Raw genomic sequence first — 20,920 nt, 5'->3', positions numbered from 1 at the left:
GACGCTAGTCAACGGGATTCTTTTGCTTGAAAAAAAAGAAAACGCGGCTAGCCCGCGTTTTTTTTCGTCCGCATTTTTCTTACCTCAATTTTTTTACCGGCCCGCGCGCCAACATTGGAGATAGCCATGATTTCAGTTCGCCTTCCTGATGGTTCTGCCCGTGAATTTGACGGCCCAGTCACCGTTGCACAAGTGGCGTCCAGCATTGCTACCAGCCTGGGCAAGGCTGCACTGGCTGGCAAAGTCGACGGTAAAGTCGTCGATACTTCCTATCTGATCGAGAAAAATGTCGATCTGGCCATCGTCACCGACAAAGATCCGGAAGGTCTGGACGTGATTCGTCACTCGACCGCCCACTTGCTGGCTTACGCGGTCAAAGAGCTGTTCCCGGACGCGCAGGTCACCATCGGCCCGGTCATTGAAAACGGCTTCTACTACGACTTCTCGTACAAGCGCCCATTCACCCCGGATGACCTGGTCGCCATCGAAAAGAAAATGGCCGAACTGGCGAAGAAAGACGAGCCAGTCACCCGCAAGGTGCTGCCGCGCGATGAAGCCGTGGCGTACTTCAAGTCGATCGGCGAAGCCTACAAGGCCGAGATCATCGCGTCGATTCCTGCCGACCAGGATGTGTCGCTGTACAGCGAAGGTAATTTCACCGATCTGTGCCGTGGCCCGCACGTGCCGTCGACCGGCAAGCTGAAAGTCTTCAAGCTGATGAAGCTGGCTGGCGCCTACTGGCGCGGCGACAGCAAGAATGAGATGCTGCAGCGTGTCTATGGCACCGCCTGGACCAAAAAGGAAGATCAGGAGCAGTACCTGTTCCAATTGGAAGAGGCGGAAAAGCGCGATCACCGCAAGCTGGGCAAGCAGCTGGACTTCTTCCACTTCCAGGATGAGGCGCCGGGCCTGGTGTTCTGGCATCCGAAAGGCTGGACCATCTGGCAGCAGGTCGAGCAGTACATGCGCAATAAATACCAGGTCAACGGCTATCAGGAAGTGAAGGCGCCGCAGATTCTGGATGCCAGCCTGTGGGGCAAGACCGGCCACTGGGATAACTACCGTGAAAACATGTTCGTCACCGAGTCGGAAAACCGCTCGTACGCGCTGAAGCCGATGAACTGCCCAGGCCATGTGCAGATCTTCAACAGCAATATGCGTTCGTACCGCGATCTGCCGCTGCGCTACGGCGAGTTCGGTCAATGCCACCGCAATGAGCCTTCGGGTGCGCTGCACGGCATCATGCGCGTGCGCGGCTTTACCCAGGATGATGGCCACATCTTCTGTACCCATGAGCAGATCGAGCCGGAAGTGGTGGCTTTCCACACGCAAGCGATGGAAGTGTATAAAGACTTCCATTTCCACAACATCGACGTCAAGCTGGCGCTGCGTCCGGACAACCGCATCGGCACCGATGCAATCTGGGATGAGGCCGAAGAAGCGTTGCGCGCCGGCCTGCGCGCCTGCGGCGTGACCTGGACCGAGCTGCCGGGCGAGGGTGCGTTCTACGGTCCGAAGATCGAGTACCACCTGAAGGATTCGCTGGGCCGCCCATGGCAGGTCGGTACCATGCAGGTCGACTTCTTCATGCCGGAGCGCCTGGGCGCCGAATACGTGGCGGCCGACAATAGTCGCCAGGTGCCGGTCATGCTGCACCGTGCGATCGTCGGTTCGATGGAGCGTTTCATCGGCATCCTGATCGAAAACTATGCGGGCGCGCTGCCGGCATGGCTGGCGCCGGTGCAAGTGTCTGTCCTGAACATCTCTGATGCGCAGGCGGAATATGTGCAACAAGTGGCTGAAAAGCTGCGCCGCTGCGGGTTCCGCGTACAGACCGATTTGCGCAACGAGAAAATAAACTATAAAATACGTGAACATTCCGTCCAAAAACTGCCGTACATCCTCGTGGTGGGCGACAAAGAACGGGATGCCAACACCGTCGCCGTGCGGGCACGGGGCAATGTCGATCTGGGCGTCATGTCCGTCGATGCCCTGATAGAGCGACTTCAGCAAGACGTCGCCACCAAGGCCTGATCGCACTGGCATTTCATTAGATTTTAAAAGGAATCACCATAGCTACTGACAAGTCGTCGCATCGCATCAATGGCGAAATCACTGCCCCTGAAATGCGTTTATCCGGGGTCGATAACGAGCCGCTCGGTATCGTGAGCCTGGCCGAGGCCTTCCGTCTTGCGGAAGAGGCAAACGTCGACCTGGTCGAGATCGCGCCTAACGCGGTCCCGCCAGTCTGCCGTTTGATGGACTACGGCAAGTTCAAGTATTCGGAGCAGAAAAAGGCTCACGAAGCGAAATTGAAGCAGAAAATCATCTCCGTGAAGGAAGTTAAATTCCGTCCGGGTACGGATGACGGCGATTACAATATCAAGCTGCGTAACCTGATCAAGTTCCTGGAAGACGGTGACAAGACCAAAATCACCCTGCGCTTCCGTGGCCGCGAGATGGCGCACCAGGATATTGGCTTCCGCATGCTGGAACGTCTGAAAGCCGATCTGGAGCCGCATGGCCAGGTCGAGCAGTTCCCGAAAATGGAAGGCCGCCAGATGATCATGGTGCTGGCGCCGAAGAAAAAGAAGTAATCCTGCTATAAACAGCAGATAAAAAGGGCACGGATAGTGCCCTTTTTCATTTTCTGGGCTATAATTGTCGGCTGTAGTAAATGTAGTGGACTCGCATCCGCTGCACAAACAAGTGAGAGCAGGCATCTAAGAGCGACGTAGTGTTGCCACCTGTAATCCTGTTTAATAGGAGCTGTCCGAGAGGGCAGAATATCTATGCCAAAAATGAAAACCAAGAGCTCCGCGAAAAAACGTTTTCGCGTTCGCCCAGGTGGTACCGTTAAATCGGGTATGGCTTTCAAACGCCACATCCTGACCAAGAAGACGACGAAGAACAAGCGTCAACTGCGCGGCACCCGTAACATCGATGCGACCGACGTCCAGCGCGTCTACGCAATGATGCCAACCGCTTAATCTCACACTCATTTAAGGAGCTAATATGCCTCGAGTAAAACGTGGGGTTACTGCGCGTGCCCGTCATAAAAAAGTACTGAATCTTGCCAAAGGCTACCGCGGTCGTCGTAGCAAGGTATACCGTATCGCCAAGCAAGCAGTGATGCGCGCTGGTCAATACGCATACCGTGACCGTCGTAACAAGAAGCGCGTCTTCCGCCGTCTGTGGATCGCCCGTATTAACGCTGCTTCCCGTGAGCACGGCGTTACCTACAGCGTATTCATGAACGGTCTGAAGAAAGCTGCAATCGAACTGGACCGTAAAGTCCTGGCCGATATGGCAGTGATGGACAAGCCAGCGTTCGCTGCGATTGTCAACGTCGTTAAAGCTAAAATCGCTGCTTAATTTTAAGTACTGATTTACGCAAGGAACGGGGCAAGGGTCATACCTGTGCCCCGTTTTTGATTCAAGGATAAGAAAAACGCATGGACTCCCTGGAACAACTCGTCGCCTCTGCAGTGCAGGATTTCGACGCGGCCAAAGATGACGCCGCCGCACTGGAAAACGCCAAAGCCAAATACCTGGGCAAGACCGGCCAGATTACCGAATTGATGAAGGGCTTGGGCAAGCTCGATCCTGACGCCAAGAAGGCGCAGGGTGCGCTGATTAACGCCGCCAAGCAGCAGATCGAAGCCGCGCTGACCGCGCGCCGTGACGCCTTGGCCGAAGCCCAGCTGCAAGCCCGTTTGAACGCCGAGGCCATCGATGTCTCGCTGCCAGGCCGCGGCCGCGCCGGCGGTGGCATCCACCCGGTGATGCGCACCTGGGAGCGTGTGGAAGAAATCTTCCGCTCCATCGGTTTCGACGTGGCCGATGGCCCGGAAATCGAAAACGACTGGACCAACTTTACCGCGCTGAACAGCCCGGAAAACCATCCTGCGCGTTCTATGCAGGATACCTTCTACATCGAAGGCAATGACACGCAAGGCAAGCCGCTGCTGCTGCGCACCCACACTTCGCCGATGCAGGTGCGCTACGCGCGCAGCCATACGCCGCCGATCAAGGTGATCGCGCCGGGCCGTACCTACCGCGTGGACAGCGACGCGACCCACTCGCCGATGTTCCACCAGGTCGAAGGGCTGTGGATCGCCGAGAACATCAGCTTCGCCGATCTGAAGGGCGTGTACCTGAACTTCGTCAAGGCCTTCTTCGAGACCGACGACCTGCAAGTGCGCTTCCGTCCGTCGTACTTCCCGTTCACCGAGCCGTCGGCCGAGATCGATATTGCTTTCGGCAGCGGCCCGCTGAAGGGGCGCTGGCTGGAAGTGTCCGGCTCGGGCCAGGTGCACCCGTCGGTGGTGCGCAATTTCGGCCTGGACCCTGAGAAGTACATTGGTTTCGCGTTCGGCTCCGGCCTGGAGCGCCTGACCATGCTGCGCTACGGGATCAACGACCTGCGCCTGTTCTACGAAGGCGACCTGCGTTTCCTGAAGCAGTTCAACTAAAGAATACCGTCATTCCCGCGCAAAGCGGGAATCCATGCTGAGCTCGCGTTCTATGGGCTTCTGCCTGCGCAGGAGCGACGCGACAACTAGAAAGAACGAATATGCAATTCTCTGAAAATTGGCTGCGTACCATGGTCGATCCGAAGATGACTTCGGACGAACTGGCCCATCTGCTGACGATGTCCGGCCTGGAAGTGGAAGAAGTCGAGGCGGTCGCGCCACCGTTCTCCAATGTGGTGGTTGGCCACGTGCGCGAGATGGCCAAGCACCCGAACGCCGACCGCCTGAACGTCTGCCAGGTCGACGTGGGCACCGGCACCTTGCTGACCATCGTCTGCGGCGCGCCGAATGTGCGCCCCGGCCTGAAAGTGGTCTGCGCCATGGCTGGCGCTGTACTGCCGCCCGGTGCCGACGGCAAGCCGTTTGAAATCAAGGTAGGCCAGCTGCGCGGCGTCGAGTCGCAAGGCATGCTGTGCTCGGCGAAGGAACTGAAACTGTCGGAAGAGGGCAGCGGCCTGCTGGAACTGCCGGACGATGCGCCGATCGGCAAAAACTTCCGCGATTATTACGCGCTCAACGATCTGAAATTCACCATCAAGCTGACCCCGAACAAGGCGGACTGCCTGTCGGTGCTGGGTGTGGCGCGCGAAGTATCGGCGCTGACCGGTGTGGCGCTGAATGTGCCAGCCTTCCGCCCGGTCGCGGTCAACCTGGACGAAAAACTGCCGGTGAAAATCTCGGCGCCGGACCTGTGCGGACGTTTCTCGGGCCGCGTGATCCGTGGCCTGAACGCCAAGGCCGCCACGCCGGACTGGATGAAGCAGCGCCTGGAGCGCAGCGGCCAGCGTTCGGTGTCGGCGCTGGTGGACATCTCCAACTACGTGATGCTGGAGCTGGGCCGTCCTACCCATGTGTTCGATCTGAACAAGATCCACGGCGGCCTGGACGTGCGCTGGGGCCGTCAGGGCGAATCGCTGAAACTGCTGAACGGTAACACTGTGGCGGTGGACGAATGGGTGGGCGTGATCGCCGACGACCAGGAAATCGAATCGCTGGCCGGCATCATGGGCGGCGACGCGACCGCTGTCTCGCTGGACACCGAAAACATCTACCTGGAAGCCGCATTCTGGTGGCCGAACGCCATCCAGGGCCGCGCCCGCAAGTACAATTTCTCGACCGATGCGGCGCACCGCTTCGAGCGTGGCGTCGATTACGCCACCACCGTCGAGCACATCGAGCGCATCACCTCGCTGCTGATCGAAATCTGCGGCACGGCGACCACGCAAGTGGGGCCGGTCGATGACCAGAGCGTCAACCTGCCACAGCGCGAGCCAGTCAAGATGCGCACCGCGCGCGCGCAGAAAGTCATCGGCGTGGCGCTGGATGACCAAGTCATCGCCGACATCTTCACCCGCCTGGCGCTGCCGTTCACGCTCGAAAACGGCGTGTTCTCGGTGACCTCGCCGTCGTACCGCTTCGATATCGAGATTGAAGAAGACCTGATCGAAGAAGTAGCGCGCGTCTACGGTTTCGAGAACATCCCGACCGTCGCGCCGGTGGCTGCCAACACCATGATCATCGCGCCGGAAAACACCCGCTCGCTGTTCGCGGTACGTCACCAGCTGGCCGACCTGGGTTATCAGGAAGTGGTCAACATGAGCTTCGTTGAAGCGGCATGGGAACAGGACTTTGCCGGCAACGACCATCCGATCAAGCTGCAAAATCCGATCGCCAGCCAAATGAGCGTGATGCGCTCGACGCTGGTCGGCAGCCTGGTGGCCAACGTCCGCTACAACCTGAACCGCAAGGCCAGCCGCGTACGCGCGTTTGAAATCGGCGCCATCTACCAGCGCGACGACAGCGTGGCCGACGGCGCACTGACCGTGGCCGGCTATCACCAGCCGAAGCGCGTGGCCGGCATCGCCTACGGCGGCGTGGCCGACGAGCAGTGGGGCCAGGACAGCCGCGCGGTCGATTTCTTCGACGTCAAAGCCGACCTGGAACACCTGTTCGCGCCGCTGCAGCTGCGCTTCGTCAAGGCCGAGCACCCGGCGCTGCATCCAGGCCGCTCGGCGCATGTGCTGCTGGATGGCAAGGTGATCGGCTTTATCGGCGAGCTGCACCCGCGCTGGCTGCAAAAATATGAGCTGCCAAACGCTGCGATCGTGTTCGAACTTGATGCGCTTGCCTTGCAGCAACGTCCAGTGCCCAAGTATGATGAGATCTCGAAGTTCCCAGGCGCCAGCCGCGACCTCGCCGTGGTCGTCAAGCAAGACGTTCCAGCGCAAGCGCTGCTGGATGCATTTGATGCTGCTGTGCAACTGATTCCGCAAGGTAAGATTGTGCAAGCCATTGTTTTGTTTGATGAATATCGCGGCAAAGGTTTGGAGGCAGACGAGAAATCACTTGCTTTCCGCTTTAGCTTGCAAGATACTCAAAACACGCTGCAAGACGACGTGGTGGAAGCCGTGATGGCCGCCGCCAGCGACGCCGCCAAGCAAAAACACGGTGCGCGTTTGCGTTAATCAGCCATAGGAGTCGCTCGGGCGCAAGCCGGAATGACGAAGTTATGAAGTCCGGCCTGTGCCGGACTTGTTCATTTTTACTATAAGGCAGGGCTGGAAAATTAATAACAACGACGTTGATTCCGCCGTACTCCAATCCGCATTGGCTGCCGATCTGCACCGGGCCATGCAGGTTGCCAAGGTGCGCCAGGATGCGGAAAAAGATTTGCCGACGCTGACCAAGGCGGAACTGGCCGAACTGCTGTTCGAGCAAGTGGGTCTGAACAAGCGTGAGGCCAAGGACATGGTCGAAACCTTCTTTGACGAGATCCGCAATGCGCTGGAGCGCGGCGAAGCCGTCAAACTGTCTGGTTTCGGTAACTTCCAGTTGCGCGACAAGCCGCAGCGCCCTGGCCGCAACCCGAAAACCGGCGAAGAAATCCCGATTACCGCGCGCCGCGTGGTGACCTTCCACGCCAGCCAGAAACTCAAGGGCATGGTGGAAGAGAGCAATCCGATGGCGCGCGCCGCCTGAGCCGGAGCTGAGCCGCAATGAACGAGCGTCTCGCCAAGCCCGAGCTGGTGGTCCTGCCGCCTATCCCGGCCAAGCGCTACTTCACCATCGGCGAAGTCAGCGAACTGTGCGGCGTCAAGCCGCATGTGCTGCGCTATTGGGAACAGGAATTCACCCAGCTCAAGCCAGTCAAACGGCGCGGCAACCGCCGTTATTACCAGCATCACGAGGTGCTGCTGATACGCCGCATCCGCGAGCTGTTGTACGAACAAGGCTTCACCATCAGCGGGGCGCGCAATAAACTCGACAGCCGTGCTGCCGGCAGCGCCGCAGCGGCGTATGATGACGGCCTTGTCAACGGTGCGCCGCCGGCGGACGTTATTGCTCCGCTGGACCGTGACCTGATACGCAGCGAATTGCTGGCTATCCTCGACTTGCTGAAAGCTGACTGAGGACCCCGCGCACTGCTGGCGCAAAGCGCGACAGTCAGTTGATTGCTGCTATACTTTCAATATTATTCGACTATCAGTGATGAAACTGATGCACGGTGGCGGACAGTCCGGGTCTATGCCGGAGACGACGAGAGGAAACAATGATACGCGTTGCCATTTGTGACGACCATCAAATTGTAAGAGCAGGCTTTAAACAGATTTTTTCATCCTCGGATGATTTCGAGGTAGTGGCGGAAGCTGGTACCGGCCGCGAGGCGCTGGACATCGCCCGCCGCGAAATTTGCGACGTGCTGTTGCTCGATATCGCCATGCCTGATCAGAGCGGTATCGATACCTTGCGCACCATCCGTCAGGGACAGCCTGACCTGCCGGTGCTGATTCTGTCCGGCTATCCGGCGCAGCAGTACGCGCTCAACCTGTTCAAGATGGGCGCCAACGGCTATCTGAACAAGGAATGCGAGGCGGACGAGCTGATCACGGCAGTACGTACGGTATTCCAGGGCCGCCGCTACGTCAGTTCGCAAGTGGGCGAACTGCTGGCGCAAAGCTTTGACCGCGACCCTAACAAGGCGCCGCATACCGAACTGTCGGACCGCGAGTTCCAGGTGTTCCTGCGGCTGGCGCGCGGCGCCACTGTGTCGGACATCGGCGTGGCGCTGTCGCTGAGCATCAAGACCGTCAGCACCTACCGCACCCGCATCATGGAGAAGATGGGCATGCAGTCCAACTCCGACCTCACGTATTACGCAATGAAGAATAATCTTCTCGACTAGCAATATGTGCGCACTGTTGAAGTGCGCACAGACACATCAATTTTTCTTCCAGTCTATAATTGGTTTAACTTGGCGTATCTTCGCCCAGTCCCAATAGTGAAGGAAATGGATGTATTTCACCGTCGAAACAGCGCCGCACCATCGCATGCCGCTGTACAAGACCGTCTTGTGCGTGACTTGCGCGTTGCTGCTGATCGTCAACGGCTTCAGCCTGTTCCATAATTTGCAAGCATTGCGCGGCGCCCAGGTGCTGCTCAGCCAGACAGCGCGTGTCGCCGATCGCCTGCAATATCTGAACGTGCTGGTGCTGGATGCCGAGAGCAGCATGCGCAGCTATTTCCTTTCCGGCCGTGATTCCTACCTGGGACCGACCCGCACCGTGCTGGCCGACAGCGAAACCGAATTCCGTGAGCTGGAAAAACTGCTGGCCGATAATCCCTCGCAACTGAAAAACCTGTCCCAGCTGCATACGCTGGTGCGCCGCCGCCTGAGCATCATGAACCAGGCGATCGAAGTCTATCGCGACGGCGGACTGCAGGAAATCGTCAATATCGCCAAACTCAGCGACGACCGCGCCAGCATGGATGAGATCCGCCTGCTGGTGGTGATCATGGAGCAGGAACAGAACGAGATGCTGAACACGCGCAGCGCCGTGTTCTATCAGGAATACCAGAAAGCCGTGTGGCTGGGCGTCAGCATCAATGCGCTGGCCATCCTGGTGCTGATTATGTTCTACCAGCTGGTGCGGCGCAGCTTTGCGCACCGCGCGGCGGTGGAGTATGCGCTGCAAAGCGCCAACGAGAACCTGGAGTCCACGGTGCAGCAGCGTACCGAGCAGCTGTCTGTGCTGTCACGCCGCCTGATCAGCGTCAGCGAGGAAGAGAAGGTACGCCTGTCGCGCGAGCTGCACGACGAGCTGGGCGCCAATCTGACCTCGATCAGCATGGACATCGCCGCTGTCACCCAGCAATTGCGCAATACCCATCCGGAACTGGCGGAGCAGCTGAAGCGCGCCCGTGGCACGCTGGTGGAAACGGTGGAAATGAAGCGCCGCATTGTGGAGAACCTGCGCCCCAGCCTGCTGGATAATCTCGGCCTGTGCGCGGCGATTGAAAGCTATTGCCAGGAATTCAGCCGCCTGTCACAGGTACGTTGCGACTGCAATGTGGCAGCCGAGATTGAAGGCCTGAGCCGCCATTCCGGCGACCTGTCGATTGCCTTGTTCCGCATCGTGCAGGAATCGCTGACCAATATCCGTAAATATGCGCAGGCCAGCCGCGTGACCGTCACGCTGAGCCGCAATGCCGAGGGATTGATGTTGCGGATTATCGATGACGGCGTTGGTATCGCGCCGGACACCATCATCAAGCCAATGTCGCATGGCTTGCTGGGCATGCGCGAGCGCGCTTTGCAACTGGGCGGCATGATGAATATCCGCCGTGGCCGCAACGATACCGGCACCTGCATTGAAGTGGCGATACCGCTGCGCGGTGCGGACGCCGCTACGCCGCCTTCCGAACCGCCTGCGCAGGAGCGCAGGACCGTGAATCAAAATATGACGCCGACCATTCTGCCGCCGGCGATCAGTGATGTGATCAGCAGCGCGCTACATCCAGGCGCAGACGGTCAAACTCCGTCTTCGCAACCTTATAGCACTCACCCGCATACGCCTCCAAGCCTGAGCGATCAAGCACAGTGATGTTGCCGCGGCGGTAGGTGATCAGGCCTTCGTCCTGCAGCTTGCCGGCGGCGGCGGTGATGCTTTCTCGGCGCACGCCCAGCATGATGGCGATCATTTCCTGCGTCACCTTCAGCGCGTTGGATGGCGAGCGGTCCAGGCGGTCCAGCAGCCAGCGGCACAGTTTCTGTTCGATCGAGCTGTGACGGCCGCCGACGGCGTTTTGCGCCATCTGCGCAAACAGCGCGGTGTTGTAGCGCATCAGCAGGGCAGGCAGTGCGCCGCCTTTGGCGAAGGCGGCGCGCAGGTGCTCGGCTTTCATGCGGTAGCCGTAGCCAGCGGCTTGCACGACAGCGCTGCACATGGCGCGCTCGCCTTCAAACAGCGACACGCCAACCACGCCTTCATGGCCGACCACAGCGATCTCGGTGGTGGCGCCATCTTCCATGACATACAGCAGCGAGACGATGGCGGTGGTAGGGAAGTGTACATACTCCATCGCATTGCCGAATTCGAATACTTCTTTACCGAACGGCAGCTGTACCAGTTCCAGATGTTCAAACAGGGACTCCAGTACCTCACGCGGCAGCGCGCCGAGCAGCTCATTCTGTTGTGCGCCACTGAAGGTGACGACAGGGCTGACCACAGTCCGGGGCGCAATATTCTTGTAGACTTTATTGGCGATTGCGTTGACTTGGGTGTTGTTCATGGAGTTCCTCACAAGCTAGTTACGTATTGGTGTAACTTTATGAGGAATGTTAATTGGCGAACATAAGAGCAGCGGACGCACGAATGTAGGCATGGAACAGGCAGACTTGTAGTCCTGATCCTACGTGGCCTCTGTTTTTCCAGAAGGGGCAGCGGCATAATGGCATACATCCCGATAACAGGGCGCACGACTATGCAGATACTCGTAGTGGAAGATGATGCGGTGCTGGCCGACGGGCTGCGCCGCGCACTGGACGGCCATGGCATGCAGGTCGAGGTGGTCGGCAATGGCGCGCAGGCCGACCAGCTGCTGCAACGCGCCGGCGTGGCGGACGTGGTGGTGCTTGACATCGGCTTGCCTGGCCTCGATGGCTTTGAGGTAGTCCGCCGACTACGCGCGCGCGAAGCCAGCGTGCCGGTGCTGCTGCTGACTGCGCGCGACGCCATCGAGGATCGCGTGCGCGGCCTGGAACTGGGCGCTGACGACTACCTGGTCAAGCCGTTTGCCACCGCCGAGCTGGTGGCGCGTATCAAGGCGCTGGCGCGGCGCCATGCACACAAGCCGGCGGCGCTGACGCTGGGCGGGTTGACGCTGGACCTCGCCGCCAAGCGCGCACGCGCCGGCGGCCACCTCATCGAACTCTCGGTGCGCGAATGGGCGGTGCTGGAATTCCTGTTGCAGCACGCAGCACGCGTCGTCTCCAAGCAGCAGATCATCGACGCCATCCTGCCATGGGGCGACGACCTTAGCTTGAACGCGGTGGAAGTGTATATCTCGCGCCTGCGGCTGAAGCTTGCCGACGCTGGCGTCAGCATCCGCACCATCCGCGGCTTCGGCTACATGCTGGAGCAGGCCGCATGAGCAGCATCCGCCTGCGGCTGCTCAAGTGGCTGATCCCTCCCATCCTGCTGATGAATCTGGGGGCTGGCGCGCTGGCCTACGCGCTGGCGCCGCCGCCGTTGCGCGAAGCGGTGCTGCGTACGCTGGTGCTGCTGGAGATCGCGCTGGCGCTGGGCTGCGTGGCGCTGATCTGGTTCTCGGTCAGCAATGGCCTGCGTCCCTTGAACCGCTTGCGCGCGCGCCTGAACCAGCGCAACGGCGATGACCTGACGCCGGTCACCGTCGCCGACATGCCCTATGAACTGGAACCGGTGGTGGGTGCTTTCAACGGCCTGCTGGCCAAGGTGGGCGAGGGCACGCAAGCCCGCCAGGACTTCCTGGCGAACGTCGCGCACCAGCTGCGCACGCCGCTGGCCGGCTTGAAAACCCAGCTCGAATGGCTGGGTGCGCGCCACGCCGGTACCGACAGCGCGCAATCTGTGCGGCTGATGCTGGCCGCCACCGAGCGCATGATACGGCAGACCAATCAGCTGCTGTCGCTGGCGCGCGCCGAGCCGCAGCACTTCGAAAAGGCCAGGCTGGAGCCGCTGGCGCTGGATGCGCTGGTGGCGGAAGCGGTGCAATCCTTTGTCGACCAGGCCACGCTGAAAAGCATCGACATCGGTTTCGACCTGCAGCCGGCCAGCGTGACTGGCGACCGCTTCCTGCTGCGCGACCTGATCGACAACCTGATCGACAACGCGATCCGCTACACACCACCGGGCGGCGCGGTCACCGTCACCGTGCGGCCAGGCCTGCTGGCGGTAGAAGACAACGGCCCCGGCATCCCACCCACGCTGCGCGAGCAGGTGTTCAACCGCTATGTCCGGCTGGACGACAAAACCCATGGCAGCGGCCTCGGCCTGGCCATCGTGCGCGACATCGCCACGGTGCATGGCGCCGCGCTCAGCCTGGCCGAAGGCGCCGGCAGCAAGGGCGCGCTGTTTAGCGTGAAATTTCGCTGATTTTTGTGCAGTTTTCAGCGTTTTGTCAGGTTTCTCTCAGGAAAATGCAAGCTGGCGGGGGTACACTGGACTGCATCGGACGACGCACGGGGAGCATGTCGATGAAGCGCATCCAGCAGGGTTTTACACTGATTGAAGTGCTGATCACCGTCGCCATTGTCGGCACGCTGCTGGCGGTCGCCGTGCCGGCCTATAGCGACTACGTGACCCGTGGCCGGCTGAATGAAGCGTTCACCGGGCTGGGCGGTGCGCAGCCGGCCGCCGAACAGTTCTGGGCAAATAACCGTAGCTACGTCGGCTTTGACGGCGCGGCCGGCTTCCCGCAGGCGACGCCCAATTTCACTTATGCGCTGAGCAACGCCACCACCTCCACTTACACCATCACCGCCACCGGCCGCAGCAAGGCATCCGGCTTCGCCTACACCATCACCGAAAACGGCGCACGCGCCACCACCGCCGGCCCGACCGGCTGGGGCACCAGCAGCAGTTGCTGGGTTGACCACAAAGGTGGCGCATGTACGGAGTAAGCCGGGCCGCCGGATTCACGCTGGTCGAGCTGCTGGTGACCATCACCGTGTTCGGCATCATGCTGGCGATCGGCATCCCCAACGCCAGCAACTGGCTGCTGGCCAACCGGGCGCGCGGCGTCAGCGAGTTCTATGCCGAAGGCTTCGGCATGGCGCGGCGCGAGGCGGTCGCCCACAACACCGCCAGCCGGATTTCGCTGACGCCCAACGCCAACACCGGCCAGATGGATTGGCAGGTTGATCTCTGCTACGTTGGCGCCGACACGCAATGCTTGCCGGGACAGGATGGCTGGTCCACCACCAGCACCCCGTCGGCGAACGATCCGCTGGGCGAGGCTGGTTACAGGTCGGTATTCCGCTCTGCCGATGCGCTGCCATCGGCAGAGGTGCTGCGGCCATCGATACAGCCGGAGGGCAGCTCGCAGGTGTATTACACGGCGCTGGGCTGGGTCAACACCACCTTTGACGAACGCCTGAGGCGGCTGCGGCTGGACCCGGCATCTAAGTATGCGCATGAAGTGCCAGTGGTGGCGCTGAACATCACGCTGGCCGGCATGGCGAGCAAATGCGATCCCACCTTGAGCGGCCCCGACAACCGGGCCTGTCCGCCATGAGTACGCGCACCGCCCGCCAGTATCGCCAGCAAGGCGGCATCGCCCTGCTGGAAGCGATGCTGGCCATCGTCATCCTCGGCATTGGCCTGCTGGGCACGGTCGGAATGCAGGCGCGCGCCTATGCGGCGCTATCGGATGCCGGTATGCGCGCCGAAGCCACATTGGCCACTGAAAAGCTGATCGGCGTGATGAGCGCCGACCTGCCGAATATCGGCCAGTACAACCTGGCGGAGAACGGCACGCCGAATGCGCAGCTGGGCGCATGGGCCAGCGAAACCAAGGCGGCGATACCGGGCGCCTTGCTGTCAGTGACGGTGGCGGACCAGCCGGCGCAGAACCGCTACCAGGTGGATATCTCGGTGCGCTGGCAGCGCAAGGCCCGCAGCGATGTCAACCGGCACCGCGTCACTTCCTACATCGCGCGCTGACATGAACGCCTTGACGACATGCCGCGCGCGCGGTTTCTCACTGGTGGAGCTGATGGTCAGCGTGGTGATTGGCATGCTGGCGCTGCTGTTCGCCACGCGGCTGGTGATCAGCGGCGAAACCAACAAGGACGCCGCCGTCGGTGGCGGCGACTCCATGCAGAACGGCATGCTGGCAATGTTCCAGTTGAGCGGCGACGCCGCCACCGCAGGCTGGGGCCTGAACGACCGCACCGTCAACGGCTGCGCCACCACCTTCAGCGACCAGCGCGGCTACCAGTTGCTGACGGCGCAGCGCGACGGCGTTGCGATCACGCCGCTGGCGTCGGTGGTGATCCAGTCCAACGGTGCCAATCCGGATGTGATTTCCTTCAATAGCGGCAGCGCCAACGCCGGCATCGGCTCGACCCTGATGAAAGCCGATTACGCGGGCGAGTCGTTTCTGAGCGGCGCGGAAAACAGGCCATACGGCTACAACGCCGGCGATGTGCTGGTGGTGGCGCCGCAGGTGCCGGACCGGCCGTGCACGGTGGTGCAGATTGCCGGCTTCAACCCGGCCAACGGGCGCGGCGCTGAAATGCTGCTGCAAAGCGGCAGCCAGTACCGCTACAACGCGGCGGCCAGCATGGTCCAGGGTTACCGCATGAATGTCACCTTTTTGTACAACCTGGGCCAGCCGGACCAGCTGCATTTCCATACCTGGTCGGTCAGCAATGGCGTGCTGCTGCTGCGCGCCACTGACCTGGCGGGCGCCAGCGCGGCCGGCGTATCGGTGGCCGACAACATCGTCTCGGTCAAGGCGCAATACGGTTTCGACACGCGGGTGCTGGCCAACTACGATCCCAATCCGAGCAACAACGGCAAGCAGCTGCTGCCGACCGCCAACGGCGGCATGCAGATCGGCGCGTGGAGCGGCGCCATGATCGATGCCGACAGCGATGGCGCCAGCGGCGGCCTGGGCGACTACCAGCGCATTGCCGCCGTGCGTATCGCGGTCGTCGCGCGCAGCAAGACCGTGGAAAAGCCGCGCCCCGGCGGAGAGTGCACTGCCACCACGGTGATGCCGACTGTGTTCGCCACCAGCGTGCCGTCCGGTGTGACGCCGCTGCCGGTGCAGGTCAACGTGGCGGTGGCGGGCGACGCGCTGAGCTGGAAGTGCTACCGCTACCGGGTATTTGAAAACATCGTCCCCATTGTCAACTCCCAGTACCGGCCATGAAGCATCCTGCCTACCAGCGCGGTATTGCCTTGCCCATCATGCTGATCATGCTGGCGGTGATGATGGTCAGCAGTATTTATCTGCTGAAGTCCAGCACCTCGACCACGCTCACCACCAGCAACCTGGCCTATGACGCCGCCATGAGCAAGGCCGCCGACGCCGGCCTGCATGCCGGCTTTACCTATCTGCGCAATCTGGCCACCAAGGCCGACCTGCTGGCCGACCAGCCGTCGGCCGGCTATGTGGCGACACTGTCGCAGACCTGGACCGCCGGCAATCCCAACTTCTGGCTGGGATCGATTACCTTGCCCGCCGACGCGGACGGCAACCGCGTCGAGTATGTGATCCATCGCATGTGCGATTTTCCCGGTTCGTATGACAGCAGCAACCGCTGCCAGACCACGGCGCCAAGGCCGGGCAGCACCGGTCCGCGCGCGCTGGGCGAGACGCTGCGCGTGGACGCGCCCAACCTGGCTGGCGCGGCGCAGATTCATTACGTGGTAACAGCGCGCGTGTTCGGTCCGCGCGGCGGCAATGTGGTGACGCAGGCCGTCATCATGAAAGGGCCTTGAGGAGATCATCATGAAGAAGCTGCTGTTATTCCTGTTGATGCTGTCGGGCGGCGCACCGGCGATGGCGGCGACCACGCAGATCGCCCAGGTGCCGCTGCTGAACATCACCGGCACCGGCAGCGTCAAGCCCAACCTGATGCTGCTGTTCGATAACTCCGGCTCGATGGACCAGACCTACACGCCGGACTACGTCAACGACAATCTGTGCCGCAGCAATCTGACGCTGGCGCTCGGTGTCATGGCCTGCAATGTCGGCCATCCGCCGTTCATGAGCCCGGACTTCAACAAGCAGTACTACAACCCGGCCATCCGCTACATGGTGCCGATCAAGGCCGATGGCAGCTTCTATCCGGAACAGAACGCGGCCAACACCAGCAACTGGACGGTGGTCAGCAATGACGGCTTTGGCGCGCGCCGCGCCGACCTGTTCGGCAATACCGGCAGCAATAACATCAACCTGGTGAGCGGCTTTCCCGACCTGAAGTGGTGCCTGGTCAGCGCGCTCAATCTGTGCGCCTTCAACAGCGCCAGCTATACCTATCCGGACCTGCTGTACCGCACGGCGGTGGACATCACCACCGCGCCGTATTACTACACCATCGGCGTTGGCCAGTACTGCACCGACGACACCATGAAGACCTGCAAATCCACCACGCTGGGCGCGGCGGCGCCGGACGGTTATCCGGTGCCGGTCAAAGTGCGCTGGTGCAGCGACCGCGCGCTGACCCAGTGCCAAGGCAAGCGCGTGGGTTCGTATGTGTATCCGGCGTATTCGCAGCCGACCGGCGCCATCGTCTCGTTTGGCACGATTGCGATTGGCGCGTCCGGCAGCGCCACCTCACTCGGCATCAGCAATGTGCAGGTGACTGACACCAGCAACAATGTGACCACGATCAGCAGCGGCACGGTCACCGCCAGCACCGGCACCAACAGCGCCATCAAGCAGCAGACCATGGCCAGCGCGCTGGCTGCCAATATCATTGCCACCTCGACCGCCACCTTCAACGCCAATGTGACGTCGACGCGGCTGTACTACGCCTGTGTGCGTACACCGACCGGCCAATCCACCGTGCCAGCTTGCAGCACCTTCGGCATCAATCTGAGCGCCGATAACGTGGTGGCGGTGGTGCCGGTGCTGAGCTGCGCCGGATCGTTCATCGTGCTGAACTGCACGCCATACACCGATGGCACGCGTTCCGGCTGGGGCTTGTCGGCCACTTCCAGCGCACTGCGGTTGTCGCCCGCCTCGGTGACGTTCAGCGGCACCACCGGCAATTCGGCGCGGCTCACTGTCAGCTTCAACGGCACGACCTTGCTCAGCAACGCCAGCCTGGGCAACGGCCGCAGTGCGGCGCAAGTGGCGGCGTCGATGGTGAGTGGCATCGGCACGCTGAATGCCTCTGCCCGCGCCTATATCGGCGGCAGCAGCAATTGCCCGGCGCCGCTGGGGAACACCGGCGTGTGCCTGATCGACGCCACCAGCACGTCGAGCGGCGGCACGATTGCGCTCTCGGTGGCCAATGCCGGCAGCCTGAGCTGGAACAACGTCAACGCCGTGGTCGACACCATCCCGCTGACTTACGGCGCCATTACGCCCGGCCTGGCGGCGCCTAATCCGTTTGTGCGGGTGAATATCGTCAGCGGCCAGACCTATCCGAAAACCGCCGACCGGGTCGATTGTCCCGGCGCCACCTGTACCTATGCGGAGGAGATGACCAACTTCGCCAACTGGTATGTGTACTACAAGAGCCGGCTGCAAATGATGAAGACCTCGGTCGGCATCGCGTTTTCGCCGATTACCGCCAACTACAAAGTCGGCTACGTCAAGCTGTCGGCGGCGGGGGCGGGCAGCGCCATCGACATGAAACCGGCCGAGTTCTCCGGCGCGGCGCGCACCACCTGGTACAGCACGCTGTACAACACCACCACCTCCGGCTCGACCCCGATCCGCACGGCGATGGACAATGTCGGCCGCATGTTTGCCAATCTGAGTCCGTACAACTACGCATCCAACCAGGAAGTGGTGCAGTACCCGTGCCAGCCGAATTTCCTGATACTGACCACCGACGGCTACTGGAACGGCAGCACCACCAACAATGTGGTCAACAACGACAACGTGGAAAATCCGTCGCGCTTCTGTTCCATCGCCACCGGTTGTGTCGACAAGCGCGCGCAAAGCCAGCCGTCGATTGCTGACGTGGCGCTGCACTGGTATAACGGCGGCTCCAGCACCGGCACCGTGTCGCTGCGGCCGTCGCTGGAGCCGGACATGAGCAAGCCTGGCTCGGTGCCGGCTGCAGCCGGCGAAAACACCCACCTGCACATGAATACCTACACGCTGGGACTGGGCGTGGACGGCATCATGACCTATGAGCCGAACTACGACACCGCGCCCAAGCCAGGCGGCGACTTCTACAACCTGATCACCCAGGCGCCCAGCGGCTGTCCGTGGAATGGCGGCGGCGCCTATGTGTGGCCGAATCCCGATGTGACCAATACCGCCAGCACCGTGCAGGAGCGGGTGGACGACCTGTGGCACGCGGCCATCAACGGCCATGGCAAATACTTCAGCGCGCAGGACCCGAAAGACGTGGTCAACGGCCTGCGCGAAGCGCTGTCGAACATGCAGGTGCGCACCGGTGCAGCGGCGGCGGCAGCGACTTCGACACCGAATATCACGCTGACCGATAACGACATCTTCTCCGCCACCTTCACCACCGTGCACTGGTACGGCGAGCTGACCGACCGCAAGATCGATACCAGCACCGGCCAGGTTATCGCGCAGCCCGACTGGAGCACCAATACCACCGTCGGCAGCGCGCTGGCGACACGCAAAATCAAGATGATGAAGCCCGACCAGGTGCCAGGCTCGGACCCGGTCGATTTCCTGTTCACCGACGCGCTGATGGACGCCACCACCAAGAGCTGGTTTGCCAGCAAGTGCAGCATCCTGTCGCAATGCACATTGCTGTCGGCTGCGGACAAGGCCATCGCCAACAATGGCGCGCACCTGGTCAACTGGCTGCGCGGCGTGCAGACCTATGCCGACGACAATATCTTCCGCGCCTATACCACGACCACCGACGCCAACGGCAATGCGGTGCCGATCGTCATCGGCGACATCGCCTCGTCCAAGCCGGCCTATGTGCGCGAGCCGCACAACAGTTATCCGGACCAGTCTTACACCCAGTACAAGACCGACTATGCGGGCCGGGTGGGCACGGTGTTTGTCGGCGCCAACGACGGCATGCTGCATGCCTTCAATGGCAAGACCGGCGCCGAGCGGTGGGCCTATGTGCCGCGCATCGTCATGAACAAGATGGCGGCGCTGGCCAGCATCACTTACGGCACCAATCACCAATTCAGCGTTGACGGTTCGCCGGAAGTGGCGGACGTGCAGATCGGTGGCGCCTGGCGCACCGTGCTGGTGGCCGGTCTGAACGCGGGCGGGCGCGGCTACTATGCCCTGGATGTCACGCAGCCGGACGATCCCAAGGTGCTGTGGGAACTGTGCGCCGACCCGGTGGTATGCCCGCAGCATCATGATGCGGACCTGGGCCTGACCTTCGGCAATCCGCAATTCGGCAAATGGCGTGGCAGGTGGGTGGTGTTCCTGACCTCGGGCTATAACAACGTGACCGGCACCGACGGCGTGTCCGGCGGCTCCGGCGTGGGCACGCTGTTTGTGGTGGACGTGGCGACCGGCGAAGTGCTGGCCAAGGCCACCACCTCCGGCGACGCCGGCACGCCGTCCGGCCTGGCCAAGATCACCGCCATCAGCAATGACCCGCTGGCTGATCCGACCGTCACCTACATCTATGGCGGCGATGTGCTGGGGCAGATGTGGCGCTTCGACCTGAGCAGCGAAACCGGCCCGATCACCGTGCTGCGCATGGGCACGGCGGGCGCCGCCAGGCCGATCACCACGCGGCCGGACGTGACCTTGTGTGGCGTGCCGGTCACCAGCACCAACGCCAACGGGGTCACCAGCACGCGGATCTCCGCGACGCGGGTGGTGCTGTTCGGCAGCGGGCGTCTGCTGGATGTGCCGGATACCTCCAACACCGACGTACAGAGCCTGTACGCGCTGAAAGATGGCGGCACGGCGCTGGGCAGCCTGCCCACGTCGAATATGGTGCAGCAGGTGCTGAGCGTGAAAGGCTCGTCCAGCAACTCGGTGACCTATGCGGTCACCAATAATCAGGTCGACCTGGCGCAAAAGGACGGCTGGTATCTGAACTGGAACCTGAATCTGGGCGAGCGCATGAATCTCGATCCGCAAATCGTCAGCGGGGTTGCGAATGTGATCACCAATATACCGTCGTCCTCATCGGCCTGCTCGGTGGGCGGTACCAGCAATCTGTACCAGCTGGACGTGTGCAGCGGGCAGGGCGTCAATGGCGATCCCGCCGGAGCGACCTTGTCGAACACCTCGGCGGCGGTGGGCTTCATCATCGTGCGGCTGCCGAGCGGGCAGCTGAAACTGATCACCACCTTTGCCGACGGCACGAATGCCACCAGCGCCGCCAAGGAGCTGGACACGGCCGAGGCGCACCGGGTGGGCTGGCGGCGCATCAAAGGGCAATAATAAAGAGTTCTGGCGTGGGGGAAGAG

At 61.5% G+C, this 20,920-nt stretch carries 19 protein-coding genes; 18 read left to right on the top strand and 1 reads right to left on the bottom strand.

All coding sequences use genetic code 11. The features are described 5' to 3' along the window. The first annotated feature begins 126 nt into the window (after positions 1 to 126). The 10 genes from thrS to KW842_RS04790 all read left to right on the top strand — a co-directional run bounded on the left by thrS (position 127) and on the right by KW842_RS04790 (position 10,417). On the top strand, positions 127 to 2,034 hold the full coding sequence (gene thrS, locus KW842_RS04835) for a threonine--tRNA ligase (RefSeq protein ID WP_218302920.1): 1,908 nt from the start codon (positions 127 to 129) through the stop codon (positions 2,032 to 2,034). A 20-nt stretch (positions 2,035 to 2,054) separates the two neighbouring features. Continuing rightward, positions 2,055 to 2,597 (top strand): translation initiation factor IF-3, encoded by a 543-nt coding sequence (gene infC, locus KW842_RS04830; RefSeq protein WP_373925136.1) that lies wholly within the window; start codon positions 2,055 to 2,057, stop codon positions 2,595 to 2,597. A gap of 195 nt (positions 2,598 to 2,792) precedes the next feature. Continuing rightward, positions 2,793 to 2,990, top strand: coding sequence for a 50S ribosomal protein L35 (gene rpmI, locus KW842_RS04825; protein ID WP_218302919.1), 198 nt, complete (start codon positions 2,793 to 2,795; stop codon positions 2,988 to 2,990). 25 nt (positions 2,991 to 3,015) lie between these two features. Continuing rightward, positions 3,016 to 3,375, top strand: a complete 360-nt coding sequence (gene rplT, locus KW842_RS04820) for a 50S ribosomal protein L20 (protein WP_056156032.1) — start codon at positions 3,016 to 3,018, stop codon at positions 3,373 to 3,375. 80 nt (positions 3,376 to 3,455) lie between these two features. Beyond that, complete coding sequence (gene pheS, locus KW842_RS04815) at positions 3,456 to 4,475, top strand: phenylalanine--tRNA ligase subunit alpha (RefSeq protein ID WP_218302918.1); 1,020 nt, start codon at positions 3,456 to 3,458, stop codon at positions 4,473 to 4,475. 101 nt (positions 4,476 to 4,576) lie between these two features. Then, positions 4,577 to 7,000 carry a phenylalanine--tRNA ligase subunit beta gene (gene pheT / locus KW842_RS04810; RefSeq protein ID WP_218302917.1) on the top strand — a complete coding sequence of 808 codons (2,424 nt, stop codon included), beginning with the start codon at positions 4,577 to 4,579 and terminating at the stop codon, positions 6,998 to 7,000. Positions 7,001 to 7,166: 166 nt separating this feature from the next. Beyond that, complete coding sequence (locus tag KW842_RS04805; RefSeq protein WP_019919772.1) at positions 7,167 to 7,514, top strand: integration host factor subunit alpha; 348 nt, start codon at positions 7,167 to 7,169, stop codon at positions 7,512 to 7,514. A gap of 17 nt (positions 7,515 to 7,531) precedes the next feature. Then, the gene (locus KW842_RS04800; protein WP_218302916.1) at positions 7,532 to 7,945 is read left to right on the top strand and encodes a MerR family transcriptional regulator; all 414 of its coding nucleotides are present in this window, start codon (positions 7,532 to 7,534) and stop codon (positions 7,943 to 7,945) included. Positions 7,946 to 8,085: 140 nt separating this feature from the next. Next, positions 8,086 to 8,718 (top strand): response regulator transcription factor, encoded by a 633-nt coding sequence (locus tag KW842_RS04795; protein WP_090179127.1) that lies wholly within the window; start codon positions 8,086 to 8,088, stop codon positions 8,716 to 8,718. 109 nt (positions 8,719 to 8,827) lie between these two features. After that, on the top strand, positions 8,828 to 10,417 hold the full coding sequence (locus KW842_RS04790) for a CHASE3 domain-containing protein (RefSeq protein ID WP_218302915.1): 1,590 nt from the start codon (positions 8,828 to 8,830) through the stop codon (positions 10,415 to 10,417). Here KW842_RS04790 and KW842_RS04785 read toward each other — a convergent pair. Continuing rightward, positions 10,314 to 11,105: a Crp/Fnr family transcriptional regulator gene (locus tag KW842_RS04785; protein ID WP_229223474.1), complete on the bottom strand. Its 792-nt coding sequence runs from the start codon at positions 11,103 to 11,105 to the stop codon at positions 10,314 to 10,316. The two genes, KW842_RS04790 and KW842_RS04785, sit on opposite strands and share 104 nt — an antisense overlap. A gap of 192 nt (positions 11,106 to 11,297) precedes the next feature. Here KW842_RS04785 and KW842_RS04780 point away from each other — a divergent pair, with 192 nt between their 5' ends. From KW842_RS04780 to KW842_RS04745, 8 genes are all read left to right on the top strand, one after another. Further along, entirely contained in the window at positions 11,298 to 11,966 is a 669-nt protein-coding gene (locus KW842_RS04780) for a response regulator transcription factor (protein WP_218302914.1), read from the top strand. After that, a complete protein-coding gene (locus KW842_RS04775; protein ID WP_218302913.1) occupies positions 11,963 to 12,949 on the top strand; it encodes a HAMP domain-containing sensor histidine kinase in 987 nt (328 codons plus the stop codon). Before KW842_RS04780 ends, KW842_RS04775 begins: the two co-directional genes overlap by 4 nt. Before the next feature lie 101 nt (positions 12,950 to 13,050). Beyond that, entirely contained in the window at positions 13,051 to 13,476 is a 426-nt protein-coding gene (locus KW842_RS04770) for a type IV pilin protein (RefSeq protein ID WP_218302912.1), read from the top strand. After that, a complete protein-coding gene (locus KW842_RS04765; protein ID WP_218302911.1) occupies positions 13,464 to 14,090 on the top strand; it encodes a Tfp pilus assembly protein FimT/FimU in 627 nt (208 codons plus the stop codon). The genes KW842_RS04770 and KW842_RS04765 overlap by 13 nt, the downstream gene beginning before the upstream one ends. After that, positions 14,087 to 14,518: a hypothetical protein gene (locus tag KW842_RS04760; RefSeq protein ID WP_218302910.1), complete on the top strand. Its 432-nt coding sequence runs from the start codon at positions 14,087 to 14,089 to the stop codon at positions 14,516 to 14,518. The genes KW842_RS04765 and KW842_RS04760 overlap by 4 nt, the downstream gene beginning before the upstream one ends. Before the next feature lies 1 nt (position 14,519). After that, complete coding sequence (locus KW842_RS04755) at positions 14,520 to 15,734, top strand: PilW family protein (protein WP_218302909.1); 1,215 nt, start codon at positions 14,520 to 14,522, stop codon at positions 15,732 to 15,734. Beyond that, positions 15,731 to 16,306 (top strand): hypothetical protein, encoded by a 576-nt coding sequence (locus KW842_RS04750; RefSeq protein WP_218302908.1) that lies wholly within the window; start codon positions 15,731 to 15,733, stop codon positions 16,304 to 16,306. The genes KW842_RS04755 and KW842_RS04750 overlap by 4 nt, the downstream gene beginning before the upstream one ends. A 10-nt stretch (positions 16,307 to 16,316) precedes the next feature. Then, positions 16,317 to 20,894, top strand: a complete 4,578-nt coding sequence (locus KW842_RS04745) for a pilus assembly protein (RefSeq protein WP_218302907.1) — start codon at positions 16,317 to 16,319, stop codon at positions 20,892 to 20,894. The last annotated feature ends 26 nt before the right edge of the window (positions 20,895 to 20,920 follow it).

Source organism: Duganella sp. sic0402 (genome assembly GCF_019219065.1).
Taxonomy (GTDB): domain Bacteria; phylum Pseudomonadota; class Gammaproteobacteria; order Burkholderiales; family Burkholderiaceae_D; genus Rugamonas.
The sequence above is the reverse complement of the archived record's forward strand: the minus strand, read 5'-3'. Positions and strand labels throughout refer to the sequence as shown.

Excerpts from the sequence above, each read along its gene's own strand:
- thrS (WP_218302920.1), top strand. The coding sequence starts at position 127 with ATGATTTCAGTTCGCCTTCCTGATGGTTCTGCCCGTGAATTTGACGGC.
- rpmI (WP_218302919.1), top strand. The coding sequence starts at position 2,793 with ATGCCAAAAATGAAAACCAAGAGCTCCGCGAAAAAACGTTTTCGCGTT.
- rplT (WP_056156032.1), top strand. The coding sequence starts at position 3,016 with ATGCCTCGAGTAAAACGTGGGGTTACTGCGCGTGCCCGTCATAAAAAA.
- pheS (WP_218302918.1), top strand. The coding sequence starts at position 3,456 with ATGGACTCCCTGGAACAACTCGTCGCCTCTGCAGTGCAGGATTTCGAC.
- pheT (WP_218302917.1), top strand. The coding sequence starts at position 4,577 with ATGCAATTCTCTGAAAATTGGCTGCGTACCATGGTCGATCCGAAGATG.
- KW842_RS04805 (WP_019919772.1), top strand. The coding sequence starts at position 7,167 with ATGCAGGTTGCCAAGGTGCGCCAGGATGCGGAAAAAGATTTGCCGACG.
- KW842_RS04800 (WP_218302916.1), top strand. The coding sequence starts at position 7,532 with ATGAACGAGCGTCTCGCCAAGCCCGAGCTGGTGGTCCTGCCGCCTATC.
- KW842_RS04795 (WP_090179127.1), top strand. The coding sequence starts at position 8,086 with ATGATACGCGTTGCCATTTGTGACGACCATCAAATTGTAAGAGCAGGC.
- KW842_RS04790 (WP_218302915.1), top strand. The coding sequence starts at position 8,828 with ATGTATTTCACCGTCGAAACAGCGCCGCACCATCGCATGCCGCTGTAC.
- KW842_RS04785 (WP_229223474.1), bottom strand. The coding sequence starts at position 11,105 with ATGAACAACACCCAAGTCAACGCAATCGCCAATAAAGTCTACAAGAAT.
- KW842_RS04780 (WP_218302914.1), top strand. The coding sequence starts at position 11,298 with ATGCAGATACTCGTAGTGGAAGATGATGCGGTGCTGGCCGACGGGCTG.
- KW842_RS04775 (WP_218302913.1), top strand. The coding sequence starts at position 11,963 with ATGAGCAGCATCCGCCTGCGGCTGCTCAAGTGGCTGATCCCTCCCATC.
- KW842_RS04770 (WP_218302912.1), top strand. The coding sequence starts at position 13,051 with ATGAAGCGCATCCAGCAGGGTTTTACACTGATTGAAGTGCTGATCACC.
- KW842_RS04765 (WP_218302911.1), top strand. The coding sequence starts at position 13,464 with ATGTACGGAGTAAGCCGGGCCGCCGGATTCACGCTGGTCGAGCTGCTG.
- KW842_RS04760 (WP_218302910.1), top strand. The coding sequence starts at position 14,087 with ATGAGTACGCGCACCGCCCGCCAGTATCGCCAGCAAGGCGGCATCGCC.
- KW842_RS04755 (WP_218302909.1), top strand. The coding sequence starts at position 14,520 with ATGAACGCCTTGACGACATGCCGCGCGCGCGGTTTCTCACTGGTGGAG.
- KW842_RS04750 (WP_218302908.1), top strand. The coding sequence starts at position 15,731 with ATGAAGCATCCTGCCTACCAGCGCGGTATTGCCTTGCCCATCATGCTG.
- KW842_RS04745 (WP_218302907.1), top strand. The coding sequence starts at position 16,317 with ATGAAGAAGCTGCTGTTATTCCTGTTGATGCTGTCGGGCGGCGCACCG.